This window comes from Streptomyces sp. NPDC048636 (assembly GCF_040650655.1).
GTDB lineage: Bacteria > Actinomycetota > Actinomycetes > Streptomycetales > Streptomycetaceae > Streptomyces.
In genome coordinates, this window is record NZ_JBEZHR010000009.1 from 293,379 (window position 1) to 311,486 (window position 18,108).

Genomic DNA, 18,108 nt, shown 5'->3' on the forward strand with positions numbered 1-18,108 from the left:
TCATGCTCCCGTGGTGAGTGAGGTGTTGATGACGTCGAGGAAGTCACCGGGGGTCTTGGAGCTCTCGGCACCCGGTTCGATCGGGATGCCGTAGCGGTTCTCCAGCTCGCCGACGATGGCGAGCAGACCGAGCGAGTCCAGCCCGTAGTCCTCGAACGTGGCGTCCGGGCGGGTCTGGAGCTGCTGGGGATCGACGGTGAGTCCGGCGCAGCTCTTCATGAGCGCCGCCAGTTCGCCGTAGGACAGTTGAGTGGGCATCAGTTATCTCCTTCCGGGCCGCGGAGCACGAGCGCCGCGTTGCAACCCATGAGCCCTCGGCTCAGCACCAGCGCCGTCCGCGGTTCGGCGGAACGGGAGGTGCGGGTGACGAGGTCGAGGTCATGGCAGACGTCGGTGACGTACGGGGTGGGCGGGACCACGCGGTGCTCCATGGCCAGTACCGCGGCCGCCACGTCCAGGGCCGGGGCCGCGCAGTACGCGCGGCCGAAGCCGGTCTTGGGGGCGGTCACCGGGACCCGGCGGCCGTGGGCGCCCAGCGCGTCGGTGAGGGCGAGCGCCTCGGCGCGGTCCGCCGCCGGGGTGCCGAGGGCGTCCGCGAACACCACGTCGACCTCCTCCGGCGCGCAGTCCGCGTCGGCCAGGGCGACCCGGATGGCCTGGGCGAGCCCCTCCCGGGAGCGTTCCCACTGGGACGGTCCGGTGAAGGTGGCGGCATGGCCGAGGATCCGGCCGCGGATCCGCGCGCCGCGGCGCAGCGCCGCGCCCTCCTCCTCGACCACCAGCATCGCCCCGCCCTCGCCGGGGGCGAATCCGCGGGCGTCCTCGGTGAACGGCAGGTAGGCCCGGCCCGGTTCACGGGCCAGGCTCATCTCCTCGTAGCCGAGCTGGCAGACGATCGAGTAGGGGGCGAGCGGCGCCTCGGCGGCGCCCACCACCATCGCGTCGGCGCCGTGCCGGATGGACCGGCAGGCGTGCGCGATGGCGTCCAGACCGCCCGCCTCGTCGTTGGCCACCACCCCGCAGGGCCCCTTGAAGCCGCCGCGGATGGAGATCTGGCCGGTGCTGGCCGCGTAGAACCAGGCGATCGACTGGTACGGGCCCACATACCGCGGGCCCTTGCCCCACAGCTGCTGGAGCTCGCGCTGGCCGAACTCACCGCCGCCGGAGCCCGCCGCCGTCACCACGCCCACCGCGAACGGCGACATCTCCCGGGACGGCAGCAGGGCGTCCTCCACCGCCAGATCGGCCGCCGTCATCGCGAAGTGCGAGAAGCGGTCGGTCTGGACGAGATAGCGCTCCTCGACCATCGCGCCCGGTTCGAACCCGCGGACCTGGCCCGCGACCCGCAGCGGGAAGTGTTCGCAGCCCTCCCGGGAGAGCTCGTCCAGGAAGGTCATGCCCTCCCGTACGGCCTTCCAGTAGGCGTCGGTGCCCACGCCGTTCGGCGCCACGATGCCCAGGCCGGTGATGACCGCGCCCCGGCCGTGTCCGCTCGCCGGGGCCCTCATGACGCACCCCCGTGGCTGAGGACCACGGCCGACTGGAAGCCGCCGAACCCGCTGCCCACCGAGAGCACATGGCGCAGCGGCAGCGAACGGGCGGTCCGCGGTACGTAGTCGAGGTCGCACTCGGGGTCGGGGTTCTCGTAGTTCGCGGTCGGCGGCACCACCCCGTGCGCCAGCGCCAGGGTGCAGGCCACCACCTCGATCGCCCCGATGGCGCCGAGGGAGTGCCCGACCATGGACTTGATGGAGCTCATCGGGGTGCGGTAGGCGTGCTCGCCCAGCGAGCGCTTGACCGCCGCGGTCTCATGGCGGTCGTTCTGCTGGGTGCCGGAACCGTGTGCGTTGACGTAGTCGATCTCGGAACTGTCGATACGCGCGTGTCCCAGCGCGTGGTCGATGGCCTCGGACATCTCCAGGCCCTCCCGTGTCAGACCGGTCATGTGATAGGCGTTGCCGTAGGTGGCGAACCCTCTTATCTCGCAGTAGATCCGGGCCCCGCGGGCGCGCGCGTGCTCCAGCTCCTCCAGGACCAGGACGGCGGCGCCCTCGCCCAGGACGAAGCCGTCGCGGCGGGCGTCGAACGGCCGCGAGGCGTGCTCCGGGTCGTCGTTGTTGGCCGAGGTGGCCTTGATGGCATCGAAACAGGCCACGGTGATCGGGGAGATCGGTGAGTCCGCCGCGCCCGCGAGACACACATCGGCCCGGTTCTCCTCGATCGCCTGGAACCCGTAGCCGATGGCGTCGAGACCCGAGGTGCAGCCGGTGGAGACGGTCTGCACCGGGCCCTGGGCGCCGATCAGCTCCGCGACACCGGAGGCCAGCGCGCTCGGCGCGAACGCCCGGTGCAGATGCGGACCGGCCCGCCGGTGGTCCACGTCCCAGTGCTCGCCCCCGCTGCTGACCTTGACGTAGTCGTGCTCCAGCCGGGTGGTGCCGCCGACCGCGGTGCCCAGCGACACCGCGGTGCGCCAGCTCTCCGGCTGCGGGGACAGCCCGGCGTCCCGGGTGGCCTCCATCGACGCCGCGAGCGCGAACTGCACATACCGGTCGGAGCGTTCGATCTGCTCCGGGTCCAGTCCGGCGGCCACCGGATCGAAGTCGCACTCGGCCGCGATCCGCGAGCGGAACCCCGCCGCGTCGAAGAGCGTGATCGCGCGCGTCGCCGTACGCCCGGCGGTGAGCATGTCCCAGAAGGCCGGGACGCCCACACCCCCCGGTGCGACCACGCCGAGCCCGGTGACCGCCACCCGTCGCGTCACGACGACGCCTCTGCCGGTTCGGTCTCCTCCGTGTCCACATGCCCGAGCTCGGGGCGCGGGGCCAGCGGACCGAGGTGGAAGACCATCCGGGCCTCGGTGCGCCCCACATTGCGGAAGCGGTGGCGCATCTCGCGGGGGATCAGCAGACCCTGGTCGGGCCGGAGCACGTGGGCGGCCCCGTCCAGATCCACCTCCAGATCGCCGCACACGACGAACACGAACTCCTCGGAGTACGGGTGGTAGTGCTCACCGATGCGTTCACCGGGCCCCAGGAGGGCCAGGCCCATGAAGCCGCTCGTGGCGCCCACCGTGCTCGGGGTGAGCATGGCGCGCAGATCGCCGCCGCGCCGCCGGTTGTGTGCGACGTCGGCGAGGTCGACGATGTGGGGGGACTGCGTGGTCATGATCGGTTGCCTTCCGGACGTGGGGACGTGGGGGACGCGGGACGTGGCGGAGCTCAGTAGTCCGCCGCCCGGCGGTCGGTGACCGGATCCATGTCGCAGTCGGCCAGGAAACGCCGCAGCCCCTCCTCGTCCGACAGCTCCCGGCCCGGACCGACCTCGACCAGCCGACTGAGCATGGCCGCGGCGCGCTTGCCGCTGACACCGGCGAAGAGCGCGGGGGCCTGGTCCAGCGAACCGACCACATCCACCAGCCGGACGACGGTGTCCACGTGGTGAAAGATCGTGCTGGCCACCAGGGCCGGTGCGCCCTTCCTGGCCCCGCCGTTCCCGCCGGCCGCCCCCGCGCGGCTGATGGCCAGCTCGTCCTGGCGGGCCAGCAGCCGGGAGACCGCCATCCCGCAGCCCTCCTTGACCGGGTAGAGCAGGGCATGACGCCGTATGCCGGCGGACGAGTGTCCGGCGCCCTTCACCGACAGGTGGTGCACGGCCGTCAGCGCCGCCCGCATGAAGAACTCCCGCGCCGAATCCGGATCGTCCAGGTCGCGGGCCTCCTCCAGATACGGGTTGATGGCCTCCTCGACCGCCCGGATCTCCGGCTGCCGGGAGACATGGCGCAGCGCCGCCATCAGATCGCCCTGGACCTCCACGGCGCGCACCACCCGATTGCCACTCATGAACAGCGAGGTGCGGCACAGCCGGGTGGTGTCGTCCACCCGCGACTCGGGCGAGGCGTAGTTCGCCAGGATCGCGGCGACGTCCTTCTCCTTGCCGGGCTTGACGGTGAAGGTCAGGGCGTGCCGGATCACCCCGTCGCCCACCCGCGGGGCGGGCTGGAGGCGGCCCTTGCCCGCCCTGCCCGTGCCGTGGTCGGTCTCGCGCAGGATGCCGAACCGCAGCGACCGGGTGTCCTTCACACAGCCGTGCATCGGCTTGACCATCTCGCGGTGGGCCGCGCTGTCCACCCAGGCCAGGAAGGGCGGAGCGCTTTCCCACTCACTGGTGATCAGCCACTTGGAGGGGTCCTCGATCGACTGGCACAGCTGGTCGCTCAGATGGCCCGGGACCGAGGCCACCTGCTTGCACAGCTCGTCATAGGCACGCAGAAAACGGTCCTCGGCACCGCTGCGCACATCCAGCAGCAGCACCACGCGCAGCCGGGAGTCGGTCAGCGCCGACTGCGTGGTCATGGATGGTGTCGTGGTGGTCTGTGGAGCCTGGGGCAGGGTGCTCATGTTCCACTCCTCCTTGGGGGCTTGCGACCGTCCTTGGATGCGCCGCCCGCAAGGACGATCGTGGAGCGCGCCCACGTATGGCGCGAGATTTGTGAGCCATCTGAGCGAAGGCCGGACCGGGCCGTGTGCCGCGGCCCGCGAACGGTCTGTCGCCCCCACCGGAAGCTGGTCGGGGCCGGAGCGTTTCCGCCGGTCGAGGCCGCCGGGCGGCGCTGCCCCGGCCCCGGGGCACGACCGTCCGCCGGGCCGTCAACGACCCGGAGGGATGGAGAAGTTGGGCGGTGCCGCCGCCACCGTGCGGTCCGTCAGCCCGCCGGTTCCCGCTCGGCCTCGCGCCGCCCCCGGACACGGCGCCAGAGCGCGGGGGCGGTGCTGACGACCACCGTCAGCAGCACCGCGGCCGCCACCCCTTCCCATGGCCTCTCGAACAGGGATCCGCCCAGGATGCCGATCAGCTGGTACGTGGCGGCCCACGCCAGCGCCGCGGGACCGGCGCCCCGCGCGAACCTCCGCATCGGCATGCCCGACAGCAGGCACGCCAGCATCACCGGGATCCGGCCCGCCGGAACCAGCCGGGACAGCACCAGCACCGCCACCCCGTGCTCGTCCAGCCTCGCCTCCGCCTGGGCGAGCCGCTCGGGGGCCGCGTTGTCATGGATCCGGGCGAGCCAGCGGGAGCCGCCCCGGGAGCGCACCCCGCGCCGCCCAAGCCAGTACAGACAGATATCCCCGAGGAAGGCGGCGAAGGCCGCCACCAGGAAGACGAACAGCAGGGAGAACGGGGAGCTCTGGTGCACGGCCACCACCGCCGCCGAACTCACCACCGCCCCCGTCGGCACCACCGGCACCAGCGCCCCGAACACCACCAGCAGAAACAGCGACGGATAGCCCACCGCCTGCTGCGTCGACTCCGGCGGCACGCTCCGCGCCAGCTCGCCCAGCTCGTCCAGCATCCGAGAGATCACCGGGATCACCTGGCGGACGCCAGCCGGACGCACTCCCCGTGCCCCAGCAGATGCACCGCCGCACCGGGCGCCAGCCGACCGGCGTGGCGCAGGAAGTCGTCCCCCGGCGCGTGGAACTCATGCGGCCGGACCGCGTCCAGACCGATCGGCCAGAAGGTGCCGTAGTGCACCGGCACCGCACTGCGCGCCCCCAGCCGGACGAGCGCCTGGGCCGCGCGGTGCGCGTCGAGATGGCCATGGCCGAGGTACGGGCCCCAGCCGCCCACCGGCAGCAGCGCCACATCGCACGGGCCCACCGCCTCGGCCATCCGGTCGAACAGCCCGGTGTCACCCGCGAAGTACGTCGTGGCCTCACCGTGCAGGACGTAGCCGAGGGCGGGCACCCGGCTGGGGCCGTACGGCAGCCGCCGGCCGTCGTGGGCGGCGGGTACGGCGCGGATCCGGACCTCGCCGACCGCGCACTCCTCGCCCGGCCGCACCTCGGTGACCCGCAACTCCCGCGCCGCGGCCACCCGCCGCAGCCCCGGCACCGCCCGCCCCGCGCCGTACGGGACGACCAGCCGGGTACCGGGCCGCAGCCGGGCCAGCGAGCCCGGATGCAGATGGTCGGCGTGCAGATGCGACACCAGCGCCACATCGGCGACCGCGGCGTCCGGCGGCGGTACGGGCCCCCGGCGGCGCCGCAGATGGGCCAGCCGCCGTACGAGGAGGGGGTCGGTGAGCACACGGACGCCCGAGTCCCGCACGGTCACGGTGGCATGCCCCCACCAAGTGATCTCGACCGACACGCCACCCCTCCCGTCGTCGCTGGACGCCCTTCGATCCTCTCACCCCGGCGGGCCGTCACCGCCCCGGCCCGGGGCGATAAATCCCGTGGACCGGTGTCCGCCCCCGCGACACCATGACCGCCGTGACCGTCATCCCTGAACTCCACCGCCGCGCCGTCGTCGCCGACGCCCACAATGACCTGCTGATCGCCGTGACCGCCCGGCCGCCGGGCCGCTGGGCGGGGTTCTTCCGGGAGCGCTGGCTGCCCCAGCTGCGCGACGGCGGAGTGGACCTCCAGGTGCTGCCGGTCTTCATCGACGACCGGTTCCGCCCCGAGGGCGCGTTGCGCGAAACGCTCCGGATGATCGAGTGCGCCCACACCCTGGCCGAGGGCAACGCCGACGAGGTGGCGCTGTGCCTGGACGGCGACGACATCGACGCCGCGCTCGCCGGCGGCCGGATCGCGCTGGTGCTCGCCCTGGAGAGCGCGCCCGGTCTGGACGCCGATGTGGAACTGCTCCCGACCCTGCACCGGCTCGGGGTGCGGATCGCCTCGCTCGCCCACTGGGGCCGTACCGCGCTGGCCGACGGCAGCGGTGAGGACGCCACCGGCAGTCGGCTCACCGAGGCCGGGGTCGAGGCGCTGCGCGAGATGGAACGGCTGGGCATCCTCTTCGACGTCTCCCACCTCGGCGCCTCCGGGGTGGCCCACGTACTGGAGCTGGCCACCCGGCCGGTCATGGCCACCCACTCCTCCGCCCGTGCGCTGCTGGACCACCACCGCAACCTCACCGACGCACAGCTGCGCGGTGTCGCCGCGACCGGCGGCACCATATGCGTCAACGTCCTCGGCGAGTTCGTCGCCGCCGATCAGGCGAGCCGCACCGTGGACCGGGTGGCCGAGCACATCATGTACATCGCGGACCTCGTCGGCCCCGACCACGTGGGCCTGGGGCCGGACTTCATCCAGGAGATCGCCGACGACACCATGCCGCCGTGCTGCGAGGACCGCGACTACACCGAGATGCTGGTCCCGGGGCTCGAGGGACCGCGCGGGCTGCCACTGGTGACCGAGGCGCTGCTGAAACGGGGGTTCCCGCAGGCCGCGATCGAGAAGGTGCTCGGCGGAAACGTCCTGGAGCTGTTCCGCCGGCAGCTGGGCCGACCCGCCTGACATGGCCCGCGCCCACCGGGGCAGATGGCTGGCAGCGCGGGCCCTGTGGTCCGGCCCGCGCGGCGCACGGCACGGACGGGGGCACACGGCTCATGGCACACACCGACAGCACACACCAGCCACACCAGGACGGCGGCCGGGGCCGGACCGGATGGTGGCCGGCGCTGCGCCGGACCCCCGTCACGGCCTGGAACGAGGACCTCACCGACTGGGCGGCGGCGCTGACCTACTACGCGGTGCTGGCCCTGTTCCCGGTGATGCTGATGATGCTCTCGGTGCTCGGGCTGTCGATGCCCACCTCGACCCCCGAGGTCATCGACCGCCTCACCCAGGCCGCCCCACCGGAATCCCGCCTCCTGCTGCGCACCGCGCTGCGCGAGACCGCGCGCCAGCCGTCCGCCGCCTGGCTGCTGGTGGTCCTCGGCGGTCTCGGCGGGCTGTGGTCCGGCTCCAGCTATCTGGCCGTCTTCCGGCGCGCCCTGCACGCGATGCACCGGGAGAGCGCCCACCGGCCGGTCTGGCGGACCGCTCCCCGGATCCTGCTCACCGCCGTCGCCGTCATCGTCCTGCTGCTGGCCAGCACCGCCACCCTGATGCTGACCGGCGGTCTGGCCCGTCGGCTGGGCGAGGTGTGGGGCCTGGGCGGCGCACCGCTCACCGCGTGGGCGGCGCTGCGCTGGCCGGTGCTGGTGGCCATGGCCATCGCCCTGATCCTGGTGCTCTACCGCTCCGGCCCGGCCCGCTCCCGTCCCGTACGCCGGATGGCCCCCGGCGGAGCGCTGGCCGTCGTCCTGCTGCTGGCCGTCTCCCTCGGCTTCAGCGCGTACGCCTCCCACGTCCCCACCTACCACCGGCTCTACGGGCCGCTGGCGGGCATGGTGGTGTTCCTGATGTGGCTGTGGCTGTCCAATCTGGCCCTGCTGCTCGGCGCCCAGTTCAACGCCGAGCTCAACAGGAATCCGGAACCGGACACATGTCCCGCCGATCGTCGGGCAGAAGGCGAAGAAGCCACCCGGTGGCTCCCCCGCACCTCGGGGGACCCCGCATCCGCACCGCACCCGGAGGCGGACGGAACCGGAGTTGGGAGGTAGGAACATGTCGGCTGCGCATGAGCTGACCGAGGCAGTCACCACCGTCAGCGCCGATCTGACGACCGGCCCCGACGCCGCCGTCCGCGCACGGCGCGTGGCCCGCGGCTTCCTCGGAACCGCGGCCCTGGGCGGGGCGTCCGAGATGGGTGACGCCGTGGAACTGGTGGTGTCCGAGCTGGTGACCAATGTGGTCCGCCACACGGACGACCGAGTGTGCCGCATAGAACTGAAGGACGTCGGCGACGGCCTGGAGATCGCGGTCACCGACAGCGACCCCCGTCTGCCACGATGGCGCTCCCCCGACCTCTCCGGAGGTGGCGGCTTCGGCTGGCCCCTGGTCCACCGTCTGGCGGCCTCGGTCCGCGTCTCCACCCACGCCACCGGCAAGACGGTCCACGCCCTGCTGACCCCGGGCCTGGTGCCCGCGTAGGAGCGCCCGCGCTCAGCCCGTCGGCCTGCCGTCCACGAAGAGGCTCTGCGTGCTCCGGCCGATCGGCCCCGCCGTGTCATGGAGAGTGGCGTCGGCCATACCGAGGCCGTCGGGGCTGATCGTGGTCGCGGCGTCGAGACAGACCCATTCGCCCGCCGGATGGCGGTGGAGGAAGACCGTCAGATCGGGGTTGATGAAGACGTGGGTGGCGAAGTCGAGGACGTTGCTGACGCCGTTGACGGAGTCGGCCGCGGTGAGGACGCGGTCGAGGGGGGTGATCTTCTCGCCCGCGACCAGCGGCACCCGCATCCGCATCCAGCAGGTGCCCGGACCCCGGCTGACGAAGGAGCCCTGGGTGAAGCGGCATTCCATGGCCGTGTGGTAGCCGGTGTCCCAGGGGACCGGGAAGAAGGGCTCGGCGCTCGCGGTCTCCGGGCCGGGGAGGGCGGAGGGCGTGGTCACCTCGGGGGCCACGCCCGGGACGGTACGGATGCGCAGGGCACGGGCGCGCATCACCGCGTCGGCGCCGTCGGGGGCCAGCGACGCCTCGACCAGCTCCAGACTGCGGCCCTCCTTGAGGACGCGGGTGGTCACGGTCAGCGGGCGCAGCGGGACCGGGCGCAGGATCTCGAAGGTGATACGGCTGAGGCGCATGTCCTCGCGGGAGCCCGGGCGGAGCTGGACCGCGCGGCCCAACAGGGCGGCGGGCGGGCCCGCGTGCTGGCTGTCGGGGTTCCAGGGGCCCCGGGTGAAGGGCGTGGGAACAAAGCGCTCCTCCGCGACTTGTTCGAAGAACGCCCCGGCGTCGCTGTCAGCCATGGCCACGGTTTCGGCTCCCCTCTCGCCCAATGGGTCTTACACGTTACCGACCGGTAGGTTGGCTGTCACCCCTCGAACCCCCTCGTACCCCCGGCCCCTCGTCCCCGAGGGCCAGCGGCCCTGCCCGGAGCGCGCGTCCGCGCCCAGGGCAGGGCCGTTCGGTGCGGGTCAGGCCCCCTGGACCTGGTACGGCTCCAGCGTCATCCAGCCGTTGCCCCGGGCCCCGTCACGGCGGCCGGCGGCGTCCTTGGCCAGGGTGTACCAGGACTCGACGTAGTCCGGGTCATCCGTCCACCAGTCGTCCGGGATGGCGTCCAGGACCGCGTTCACCAGGGGGATGTAGGAGCCCTGGTCGGTGATGGTGAGCAGCACTCCGGCGATGGCCTTGGCGAGGTCCCGGTAGTTGGTGCTGCCGTCCTCCTCCATCATCACCGCGTCGGCCAGGTCGTACTTGTAGTTGGACCAGTTCACCAGGATCTGGTTCGGGTGGTAGACCTTGCCGTCCTCGTCCAGGTACGGCATCTCCACCGGGTCGACCCGGACCTTGCCGTCCTGGCCGAAGCCGGTCACCAGGGTGTAGATCTCGGCGTCGCCCTTGACCCAGGGCTCCTCGTCGTCCGAGAGCTCCACATCGGTGATCCGGGTGGCGGCGAAGCCCTCGCCCGCCGCCGAGGTGTCCGCGTGCGGAGTGGCGAGGCCACGTGCCGTGAACTCCGCGCGCAGTACGCGCATTCCGGCCGCCAGCGCCTTGGACTCGTCGATGTCGAGGACGTAGACGGGCCGGTCGGGCGCCTTACGGGCGTCCAGGGTGTGCGCCACGCCCTGGCTGTCGTACGCGGTGACCTTTCCGGTCCGGTCGTCGTTCGAGGCCACGGCGATCAGCGGGGCCGTACCGGCCTCGAGGTCGTCGCGCATGGAGGAGTCGCCGAGCCGCAGCCGCAGCAGGGAACCGGTGTCGGCACCGAGCCCCTTGGCTGCGGCGATCTTCCGGTCGGCGTCGGCCAGTGAGGAGGTGAGGCGTTTCCCGTTCGGCGCCGCGGTCCGTCCGGACAGCGCCTGGAGGTCCACCTCTTCACCGCCCAGTACCGCCTTGCGCAGCTGGCCGCGCCAGGTGGCGTCGCCGAGCGAGGCGGCGAGGGTACGGGCCGTACTGTCCTCGATCCTGCCCACCGCCGACGTTCCGGCGGTGCCGGACGAGGGCGGGGGGCTCGGTGCCGCCACCGCCGCGGGGGCGATGGTGGCACAGGTGGCGAGCAGCGCGGCGCCCGCCAGTACGGTGCGCCGGACCCGCTTGTCGCGCGGAATACGTGGATTGCGTGAAGTCTGTCTACCGCTCACGGCATGCTCCTGTGGGGGAGTTGAGGATGAGAATGCGGGGTAGATCTACGCGAGTAACTACTCGCGGGTAGAGAATGCGCCGGTTGTGGCCGCCCGCACAAGGCTCGGACCCCCAACTCCCCCTACTACGAGGGAAAACCCTCAACTGCGCAGCGGTCCCTCACAGCTGAAGGGCGAGGTGCCCGCCGTGCCGTCGGACCAGATCTCCACCGTGCCGAAGGAGCAGTTCATATCGGCGAAGTTGTTCCCGCCCGACCGGCTGCGCTCCAGGAGGAAGTAGTCCACGGTCTCGGACATGTCCCGGAACACCCGGTCCGGGTCGCGGGAGTCGGCCAGCCGTGAGGTGATCCGGCCGGTGCACACGTACCGCGCCCGCCCGGCCCGGCCCTTGGCCCGCCGCTTCTCGCACCGCGGGGTGTTCTGGGTGGCGGCGGCGAAGGCGTCCCGGACCTCGGCCGCGGTGGCGAAGCGCAGGGAACCGACCGGCTCGTAGCGGGTGTCCGGTACGAACAGGTCGTCGACCTTGGCGATCTGCTCGTCGAGGAAGGTGTCGTACGCCCGCTGGAGCCCGGCGTCCGAGCCCATGCGGGTGCGCCAGGCGTCGAACCCCGGCGGGTCGTCGGCGCGCAGATACCCGTACATCTCGTGCAGCAGCGCCGGGCGCTCCCGCCACAGGAACTCGAAGAACGTGCCCGCGTAGTTGTAGAAGCGGAAGCCGTCGCCGTCGTACGTGGCGTGCAGCAGCTGGTCGACGGTCATCCGGGGGCCGCCGCCCGCGGTGTCCGCGATGATGCCGCGCACCAGTGACTTGCGCACCAGCACCCCGTCGTCGCGGGTGGCGCCGTCGAAGAACTCGGCGGTGCCCTCGTCCATGGCGGTGGTGCGGTCGTTCGCGTACCAGGGGCCCTCGCCGAAGTAACCGGGCACCGCGTAGCGGCCGTTGAGGTAGTGGGTGTACTCGTGCCGGAACAGCTCCTCGAGGGAGAGGGAGGAGTCCTGGGGGACCCGGCGCTGATAGGTGTAGAAGGTGGCGCCGCGCTCGATGTAGATCCCGCCGTTGTCGGTGGACAGCCCGGTGAGGATCGGCTGATAGGTCTCGTAGTCGGCGCGGGAGGCGTACAGCACGGTGGTGAGTGTGGTGTTGGTGTCGCCCGTCAGCGGCTCCTCGGTGCCGACCACCCGGTGGAACTGCGTCTTGACCTGCTTGCTCGCGTAGTAGAGCTGGTCGACGGTGGCGTCGGCGAGGGCGGTGCGGACCTTGATACCGCCGTTGTCGTAGACGTAGGTGCGCGGGAAGAGCCGCCGCTCGATGTCCTCCTTGCACACGTGGTACGGGGCGCACGCCTCGAAGAAGTTGAGCCAGCCGACGACCTTCGCCCAGGGCTGGCTGCCGTCGCCGAAGTTCCGCCCGGTGGTGTCCAGCAGCGGGCCCAGATCGGCCACGACCGCCGTCTTCAGGGCGTCGATCTGGCCGAAGCGGCCGTACTCGCCGAGCGCGTCCCGCACCACCCAGGCGTTCTCGGCGCCCTTGAGGTGGACGTACCCGGCGAACGCCTTGAACGCGCCGCGGTATCCGGCGTCGGCGGTGACCGCCTCACGGAAGGCGGTGTCCTGGTTTCCCGGGTAGACACCGAGGTAGTTGACCGACAGCGCGGCCAGCGCGGCGCCGCCCCAGGAGCGGTCGCCGGAGGTGGCGGGGTGGTCCCGGTCCATGGTGGCCAGGACCTTGGGTATGAGCCGGAGTTGATGCTGCCGCAGCCCCGGCGCGCTGCCCGCGTACAGCGCCTCGCGCAGGGTGTCGGCGTTGGTCCGGGTGACGTCGAAGGTGCGGGCGGCGGTGGCGAAGGCGTCGATACCGCGCCGCATGGCGTCCACGGTCGCCGCGTCGGTGAGGTCGATCTCGTCGTGCGAGAAGTCGTGGTAGATGGCGGCGTGGAGATACGTGAACATCTCGTACAGATGGCCGCCGTTCTTGCCGTCGTGGGACGGCGCGAGGGAGCCGATCCGCCGGGAGACCGCCTGCACATGGGCGGGGGAGAGCACCCGGGCGAGCCGGGCGTCCCACGTCCAGAGGAGACCGCGCAGACAGTCGTCGGCGGTCACCGCCGGATCGGCGAGGAAGTCGGCCCAGCGCTCCGGGTCCAGCCCGGTCACCGCGTCCAGGGTGCAGGGCACGGCGCCGTCCAGGGCCCGGACCGGGGAGTGGCGTACGGCCTTCCCGGTGGCCTTGTCACCGGGGGTGCGGGGGGTGGCGGTCCGTCCGGGGCCGTCGGTGGGCTTCGGCGCCCGGCCGAGCCGCTCGACCCCGGAACCCCGGTCGAGGGTGGCACCGGCGTCGGGCCCGGTCGCACCGGGCCCCGAGGACGTGGTCGGCATCGAAGAGGCGGAAGTCGGAGAAGAGGGGGCGGCGGCCGAGGCCGGGGCGCCCGGTGCGAGGGGCAGGGTCAGTGCGGCCGCGGTGGCCGCGGCGAGCAGAGTCGCCCGCGGGGAAGGTCTGTGGATCACCTGATCTCCCGGATGAGTTGGGGGGTGGAAGCAGGTGGTGCTGCCGTGTGACCTGTAACATAGTAATGTGAAATAGCACTGACAAGGTGTCAGGAACGAATTGGTCGACCCCGGTCCTCCGGGGCGCGCGGGGCCTTCCGCCCGCCCTCCGACGTTTCCCGTCGTGACCCGTTCCCCGCTATGTTGAGCGGGGGGATGGGACGAGAAGGAGCACACCGGTGCCATCTGGGCAGCAGGCACGCGCACAGGCGTCCGCGATCACACCGGGAGGCCGGGCCCCCGAGGCCCCCGAGACGCTGGAGCCGCCTCCCACCGCCCAAGTCCGCGCCCTGTTCGGCGGGCAGCGGCTGTCCCCCGCGCAGCGGCGCATCGTGCAGTACATCACCGACCACCTCACCGAGGCCGCCTTCCTGTCGATCACCGAGCTCGCGGAGCGGGTGGGGGTCAGCCAGCCGTCGGTGACCCGCTTCGCCACCTCGCTCGGCTTCAGCGGCTATCCCGCGCTGCGCGAGGCGTTGCAGCCCATCGCGCTGAGCGCGGTCGCCGGTTCACCGCGCACCCGGGAGGAGAACCGGCGCAATGAACTCCAGGTGGCGGTGGACACCGAGATCGCGAACCTGGAGAACCTGCGCCATGTGTTCGTCGACACCGACCGGGTGCTGGAGATCGGCCGGGAGCTGGCCCGCTCGGTGCCGCTGACCATCCTGGGGCTGCGGATCTCGGTCTCGCTCGCCGAGTACTTCGCCTACGCGGCCCGGCGCATCCACCCCGATGTGCGGCTGGTGTCCCGCGGCGGCAGCGTGGCCTTCGACGCGCTGCTCCAGTCCCGGGAGGCGGGCGGCACCTGGGTGCTGGCCTTCGCGATGCCCCGGCACGCCAAGGAGACCCTGGCCGCGATGCGGGCGGCGCACCGCTCGGGGCTGCGGGTGGCGCTGATCACCGATCTGAGCTACGGGCCGCTCGTCGAGGAGGCGGATGTGGCGCTCACCGCGGGCACCGGATCGCGTCTGGTCTTCGACTCCTACGCGGCGCCCATGGTGCTGTCGGCGGGCATCCTCCAGGCCATGGCCGACGCCGAGCCCGAGCGCACCCAGTTCCGGTTGGAGAAGTACGAACGGGCCGCCGAGCAGCACGAGTTCTTCCTCGATCAGTGAGCTCCGCGACCAGCGGCCGCTGAGCCGCCGCGGCCGAGGTCACCCCGGGCCGCACCCCGCACCCCACCCCCTTCGTCCGGCTTCCGGAGACGGGCGTCCGCATAGACTCACATGCATGAAACTTTTCATGCCCTTGCTTACTTCGCGGTAAATATATTTACTGCACATGGCACCCGGGCCCCGAAGGGGCTGAGCCGGAACCAGCGCTCGCTGTCGCGAGCCCCGGGAGCCATGTGGGCGAACACCCAAGGGACGGCAGCCTCCTCGTCGGCCCCCACGTGTTCCGTTCGGGTAGTCCGCTCCCCTCGGGCACCCCCGGCGGCCCCGGGCCGACCCCTGGGCCCAGGGCCGCCGGATACCCACTGATCCCCGGCGATCAGGACCCTCCGCTCGAAGGCGACGACGATGTCCCAGACCTACTCTCCGATCAGCGCGGACTGGCCCTATCAGGTCAACCCACCGGGCACGCCCGACTGGGAGCGCACCGCGGCCCGGTGGCTCCGGGATCTCCTGCCCGCCCGGTACGCGGGGTATTCCACCCTCACCCGGCATCCGGTGCTGCTCGCCCGGCACGCCCGGCTCCAGCTCCAGAACGAGATCCGCGCGGTGCGGGCGGCCCTCCAGACCTGCCGTACGGAACTGCCCGCCCTGGGCTTCTCCGAGACGATGATCGAGTCCACCGTCAAGCTGTACGCCACCGAGCTGGCGCAGCTCAACCGGCTTGCCGGCGGGGTGCGGCTGATCACCGACGCGCTGATGAAGGAGGCCCGCCGGGCACCAGCCGTCGCCCGCCGCCCCGCCGCGGTGGCCGCCCGACGCTGACGGGCTCAGCGCACCGGCGTCATCGCCTCCGTCGGCGCGTCCCCGTTCGCGAGCGGCTGCTCGCACCAGATGGTCTTGCCCTCGCGGGCGTGCCGGGTGCCCCACCGCTGGGTGAGCTGGGCGACCAGCAGCAGCCCGCGGCCGCCCTCGTCGGAGAGCCGGGCGCGGCGCATATGGGGGGCGGTGTTGCTGGCGTCGGACACCTCGCAGATCAGCGTCCGGTCCCGGATCAGCCGTAGCTGGATGGGGCCGTCGGCGTGCCGGATGGCGTTGGTGACCAGCTCGCTGACGACCAGCTCGGTGACGAAGGACGCGTCCTCCAGGCTCCAGTCGGCGAGCTGGTGCGCGGCCCAGGAGCGGGCGGTGGAGACGGTCGCGGGGTCGGCCGGGAGGTCCCGTACGGCGAACTGGTCCCGGTTCAGCGCCCGGGTGCGGGCGATCAGCAGTGCGGCGTCATCGGCCGGGTGGTCGGGGAGCAGCGCGTTCAGCACCTGGTCGCACAGGGTTTCCAGGGACCGCGCGGGTTCGGCCAGCACCTGGCACAACTGGTCGAGCGCGCTGTCGAGTTCCCGCTCCCGGAAGTCCAGCAGCCCATCGGTGTAGAGGGCGAGCAGACTGTTCTCCGGCAGTTGCACATCGACCGCCTCGAAGGGCAGGCCGCCCAGCCCCAGCGGCGGTCCCGCGGGCAGGTCGAGCAGCCGGGCCGCGCCGTCCGGGGTGACCGTGGCCGGGGGCGGATGTCCGGCCCGGGCGAGCGAACAGGTCCGTGAGATCGGGTCGTAGACCGCGTAGGTGCAGGTGGCCCCGAGGACGGCCGGGTCGTCGGGGTGTCCGGTGCCCTCGCCCTCGGCGGCCAGCCGGAGCACCACGTCGTCGAGGTGGGTGAGCAGCTCGTCGGGGGGCAGGTCGACATCGGCGAGGGTGCGCACCGCCGTCCGCAGCCTGCCCATCGTGGCGGCGGCGCCGATGCCGTGGCCCACCACATCGCCGACGACCAGGGCGACCCTGGCCCCGGACAGCGGGATCACATCGAACCAGTCGCCCGCCAGCCCGGTCGTACCCCCGGCCGGGAGATAGCGGGACGCGGTCTCGACCGCCGCCTGTACCGGGTTCCCCCGCGGCAGCAGGCTCTGCTGGAGGCTGAGGGCCGCGGTGCGCTCGCGGTCGAAGCGGCGGGCGTTGTCCAGGCAGAGGGCGGCCCGTGCCACCAGCTCCTCCGCGAGCAGCCGGTCGTCGTCGGTGAACGGGTACGTGGACCGCCGGTAGAACATGGTGATGCCGAGCGTTGTCCCGCGCGCCCGGATCGGCACCCCCAGGATCGACTGGAACTCGAAGATCCGGAACTTCTCCGCGCGCACCGGGTCCTGGGCCAGCCAGACCTCGATGTCGTGGTCGGTGACGTGGTGGATGGCCGACCGGCCGGTGGCCATACAGCGCACGGCGGGGGAGTACGGCGGATAGAAGTCCACCTCGCCCGGCTCCCGCACCGCCTCCGGAGTGCCCTCCAGCACGGACTGGTTGGCCGCCCGGCGCAGCGCCACCACTCCGGTGAACGGACCGGGCTCGTCCCCGCTGAGCAGGGTGTCCAGCAGATCGACGGTGACCCAGTCGGCGAGCCGGGGGATGGTGGAGTCGGCCAGCTCCTGGGCGGTGCGCATCACGTCCAGCGTGCTGCCGATCCGGGTGCCCGCCTCCTTCAGCAGCGTCAGCCGTTCCCGGGACCGGTACTGCTGGGTGACGTCGGCGACCGTCGTGCACAGGCCGAGGGTGTGCCCGTGGTGGTCGCGCAGCGCGGAGGCCGAGGCGATGAAGACGGCGTCGCGCTCGGGGTCGGCGGGGACCCGGCCGTGCATCTCCCCGCTGAACGCCGACTCACCGGTCTCGACCACCCGGCGCAGCCGTCGCTCCCACGTCGCGGCGTCCGGTCCGGAGAGGATGTCCGGCAGCCGCCTACCGCGCCGCTCGGTCTCCGTCACCCCGGTGAGGCGGGTCATCGCCTCGTTCTGCCAGCGGCAGCGCAGATCGGTGTCATAGATGGTCACGGCCACCGGGGAGCGGGTGAAGAGCCAGTGCACCACGGCCCGCTCGATCTCCTGCGGGAGCAGCTGATGCCCGGCCGCGTGCGCCGCCGCGGCCACCAGGATCCACTGGGCCCGCGCACCGTCCTCCACACAGCGGTGGGCGGTGCCGCGCAGCGGGACCTGGCCGCCGTCCGCGCGGCGCGCGGTCAGTTCGCCCAGCCAGTCGTCGCCCTCGCCGCGCGCGGTCCAGAACGGCGCTCCGGAGTCCGGGGCGAGGAAGTCGCCGGCGGGGCGGCCCACGGCGTCCCCGACGGAGAGGCCGAGCACCTGTTCCGCGCCGGTGCTCCAGCCCGTGACGACACCCCGCTCATCCACCATGATCACGACGGTCCGCGGGCCCCCGGAGCCCCGCGGCCGTAGCAGCGGCAGGGCATCGTCGGCGTTCATGGCGCCCCATCTCGTTCAGGGGATCGTCCTGGGTGCATGCCGGAGCCATCACGACCGCACTACGTACCGAGCATGCGCCTCCCACAGCGCGGGTTCAAATGAGCCGCGACCGTCCGTGACCCGGGCGGCGGTGACCGAGATGCCCTGTATATCCCCGGTGTGCCATGCTCGTGG

Annotated in this window: 16 protein-coding genes; 5 read left to right on the plus strand and 11 right to left on the minus strand. The window is 72.4% G+C overall.

Annotated elements, in window-relative coordinates; translation table 11 throughout:
• The 7 genes from AB0C66_RS24795 to AB0C66_RS24825 form a co-directional block, all read right to left on the minus strand.
• Complete coding sequence (locus AB0C66_RS24795; RefSeq protein WP_362442544.1) at nt 1-258, minus strand: acyl carrier protein; 258 nt, start codon at nt 256-258, stop codon at nt 1-3.
• Nucleotides 258-1,508: a beta-ketoacyl synthase N-terminal-like domain-containing protein gene (locus tag AB0C66_RS24800; RefSeq protein WP_362442547.1), complete on the minus strand. Its 1,251-nt coding sequence runs from the start codon at nt 1,506-1,508 to the stop codon at nt 258-260. Before AB0C66_RS24800 ends, AB0C66_RS24795 begins: the two co-directional genes overlap by 1 nt.
• A complete protein-coding gene (locus AB0C66_RS24805) occupies nt 1,505-2,764 on the minus strand; it encodes a beta-ketoacyl-[acyl-carrier-protein] synthase family protein (RefSeq protein WP_362442550.1) in 1,260 nt (419 codons plus the stop codon). Before AB0C66_RS24805 ends, AB0C66_RS24800 begins: the two co-directional genes overlap by 4 nt.
• The gene (locus AB0C66_RS24810; RefSeq protein WP_362442553.1) at nt 2,761-3,168 is read right to left on the minus strand and encodes a cupin domain-containing protein; all 408 of its coding nucleotides are present in this window, start codon (nt 3,166-3,168) and stop codon (nt 2,761-2,763) included. The genes AB0C66_RS24805 and AB0C66_RS24810 overlap by 4 nt, the downstream gene beginning before the upstream one ends.
• Nucleotides 3,169-3,221: 53 nt before the next feature.
• Complete coding sequence (locus AB0C66_RS24815; protein ID WP_362442556.1) at nt 3,222-4,400, minus strand: SchA/CurD-like domain-containing protein; 1,179 nt, start codon at nt 4,398-4,400, stop codon at nt 3,222-3,224.
• Nucleotides 4,401-4,705: 305 nt separating this feature from the next.
• Nucleotides 4,706-5,353 carry a VTT domain-containing protein gene (locus tag AB0C66_RS24820; RefSeq protein WP_362442665.1) on the minus strand — a complete coding sequence of 216 codons (648 nt, stop codon included), beginning with the start codon at nt 5,351-5,353 and terminating at the stop codon, nt 4,706-4,708.
• 17 nt (nt 5,354-5,370) lie between these two features.
• Nucleotides 5,371-6,153 (minus strand): MBL fold metallo-hydrolase, encoded by a 783-nt coding sequence (locus AB0C66_RS24825; protein ID WP_362442558.1) that lies wholly within the window; start codon nt 6,151-6,153, stop codon nt 5,371-5,373.
• A gap of 113 nt (nt 6,154-6,266) precedes the next feature.
• On the opposite strand from AB0C66_RS24825, the gene AB0C66_RS24830 reads away from it, so the two are divergent.
• The 3 genes from AB0C66_RS24830 (at nt 6,267) to AB0C66_RS24840 (ending at nt 8,828) form a co-directional block, all read left to right on the plus strand.
• Nucleotides 6,267-7,307: a membrane dipeptidase gene (locus tag AB0C66_RS24830; RefSeq protein WP_362442561.1), complete on the plus strand. Its 1,041-nt coding sequence runs from the start codon at nt 6,267-6,269 to the stop codon at nt 7,305-7,307.
• Nucleotides 7,308-7,399: 92 nt separating this feature from the next.
• Entirely contained in the window at nt 7,400-8,398 is a 999-nt protein-coding gene (locus AB0C66_RS24835; RefSeq protein WP_362442564.1) for a YihY/virulence factor BrkB family protein, read from the plus strand.
• 4 nt (nt 8,399-8,402) lie between these two features.
• Nucleotides 8,403-8,828: an ATP-binding protein gene (locus AB0C66_RS24840; protein WP_362442567.1), complete on the plus strand. Its 426-nt coding sequence runs from the start codon at nt 8,403-8,405 to the stop codon at nt 8,826-8,828.
• Between the two features lie 12 nt (nt 8,829-8,840).
• On the opposite strand, the gene AB0C66_RS24845 is transcribed toward AB0C66_RS24840, so the two are convergent.
• The 3 genes from AB0C66_RS24845 to AB0C66_RS24855 all read right to left on the minus strand — a co-directional run bounded on the left by AB0C66_RS24845 (nt 8,841) and on the right by AB0C66_RS24855 (nt 13,490).
• Nucleotides 8,841-9,647 (minus strand): thioesterase family protein, encoded by an 807-nt coding sequence (locus AB0C66_RS24845; protein ID WP_362442570.1) that lies wholly within the window; start codon nt 9,645-9,647, stop codon nt 8,841-8,843.
• Between the two features lie 168 nt (nt 9,648-9,815).
• Entirely contained in the window at nt 9,816-10,985 is a 1,170-nt protein-coding gene (locus tag AB0C66_RS24850) for a DUF3103 family protein (protein WP_362442573.1), read from the minus strand.
• A gap of 141 nt (nt 10,986-11,126) precedes the next feature.
• Nucleotides 11,127-13,490 carry a collagenase gene (locus tag AB0C66_RS24855; RefSeq protein WP_362442576.1) on the minus strand — a complete coding sequence of 788 codons (2,364 nt, stop codon included), beginning with the start codon at nt 13,488-13,490 and terminating at the stop codon, nt 11,127-11,129.
• Nucleotides 13,491-13,708: 218 nt separating this feature from the next.
• Here AB0C66_RS24855 and AB0C66_RS24860 point away from each other — a divergent pair, with 218 nt between their 5' ends.
• Nucleotides 13,709-14,644 (plus strand): MurR/RpiR family transcriptional regulator, encoded by a 936-nt coding sequence (locus tag AB0C66_RS24860; RefSeq protein WP_362442578.1) that lies wholly within the window; start codon nt 13,709-13,711, stop codon nt 14,642-14,644.
• A 405-nt stretch (nt 14,645-15,049) separates the two neighbouring features.
• The gene (locus tag AB0C66_RS24865; RefSeq protein ID WP_362442581.1) at nt 15,050-15,466 is read left to right on the plus strand and encodes a hypothetical protein; all 417 of its coding nucleotides are present in this window, start codon (nt 15,050-15,052) and stop codon (nt 15,464-15,466) included.
• A 5-nt stretch (nt 15,467-15,471) separates the two neighbouring features.
• Here the strand turns inward: AB0C66_RS24865 and AB0C66_RS24870 are convergent, their stop codons facing one another.
• Nucleotides 15,472-17,934, minus strand: coding sequence for a SpoIIE family protein phosphatase (locus tag AB0C66_RS24870; RefSeq protein ID WP_362442584.1), 2,463 nt, complete (start codon nt 17,932-17,934; stop codon nt 15,472-15,474).
• Nucleotides 17,935-18,108 lie beyond the last annotated feature (174 nt).

Excerpts from the sequence above, each read along its gene's own strand:
- AB0C66_RS24795 (WP_362442544.1), bottom strand. The coding sequence starts at position 258 with ATGCCCACTCAACTGTCCTACGGCGAACTGGCGGCGCTCATGAAGAGC.
- AB0C66_RS24800 (WP_362442547.1), bottom strand. The coding sequence starts at position 1,508 with ATGAGGGCCCCGGCGAGCGGACACGGCCGGGGCGCGGTCATCACCGGC.
- AB0C66_RS24810 (WP_362442553.1), bottom strand. The coding sequence starts at position 3,168 with ATGACCACGCAGTCCCCCCACATCGTCGACCTCGCCGACGTCGCACAC.
- AB0C66_RS24815 (WP_362442556.1), bottom strand. The coding sequence starts at position 4,400 with ATGAGCACCCTGCCCCAGGCTCCACAGACCACCACGACACCATCCATG.
- AB0C66_RS24820 (WP_362442665.1), bottom strand. The coding sequence starts at position 5,353 with ATGCTGGACGAGCTGGGCGAGCTGGCGCGGAGCGTGCCGCCGGAGTCG.
- AB0C66_RS24830 (WP_362442561.1), top strand. The coding sequence starts at position 6,267 with ATGACCGCCGTGACCGTCATCCCTGAACTCCACCGCCGCGCCGTCGTC.
- AB0C66_RS24835 (WP_362442564.1), top strand. The coding sequence starts at position 7,400 with ATGGCACACACCGACAGCACACACCAGCCACACCAGGACGGCGGCCGG.
- AB0C66_RS24840 (WP_362442567.1), top strand. The coding sequence starts at position 8,403 with ATGTCGGCTGCGCATGAGCTGACCGAGGCAGTCACCACCGTCAGCGCC.
- AB0C66_RS24845 (WP_362442570.1), bottom strand. The coding sequence starts at position 9,647 with ATGGCTGACAGCGACGCCGGGGCGTTCTTCGAACAAGTCGCGGAGGAG.
- AB0C66_RS24865 (WP_362442581.1), top strand. The coding sequence starts at position 15,050 with ATGTCCCAGACCTACTCTCCGATCAGCGCGGACTGGCCCTATCAGGTC.
- AB0C66_RS24870 (WP_362442584.1), bottom strand. The coding sequence starts at position 17,934 with ATGAACGCCGACGATGCCCTGCCGCTGCTACGGCCGCGGGGCTCCGGG.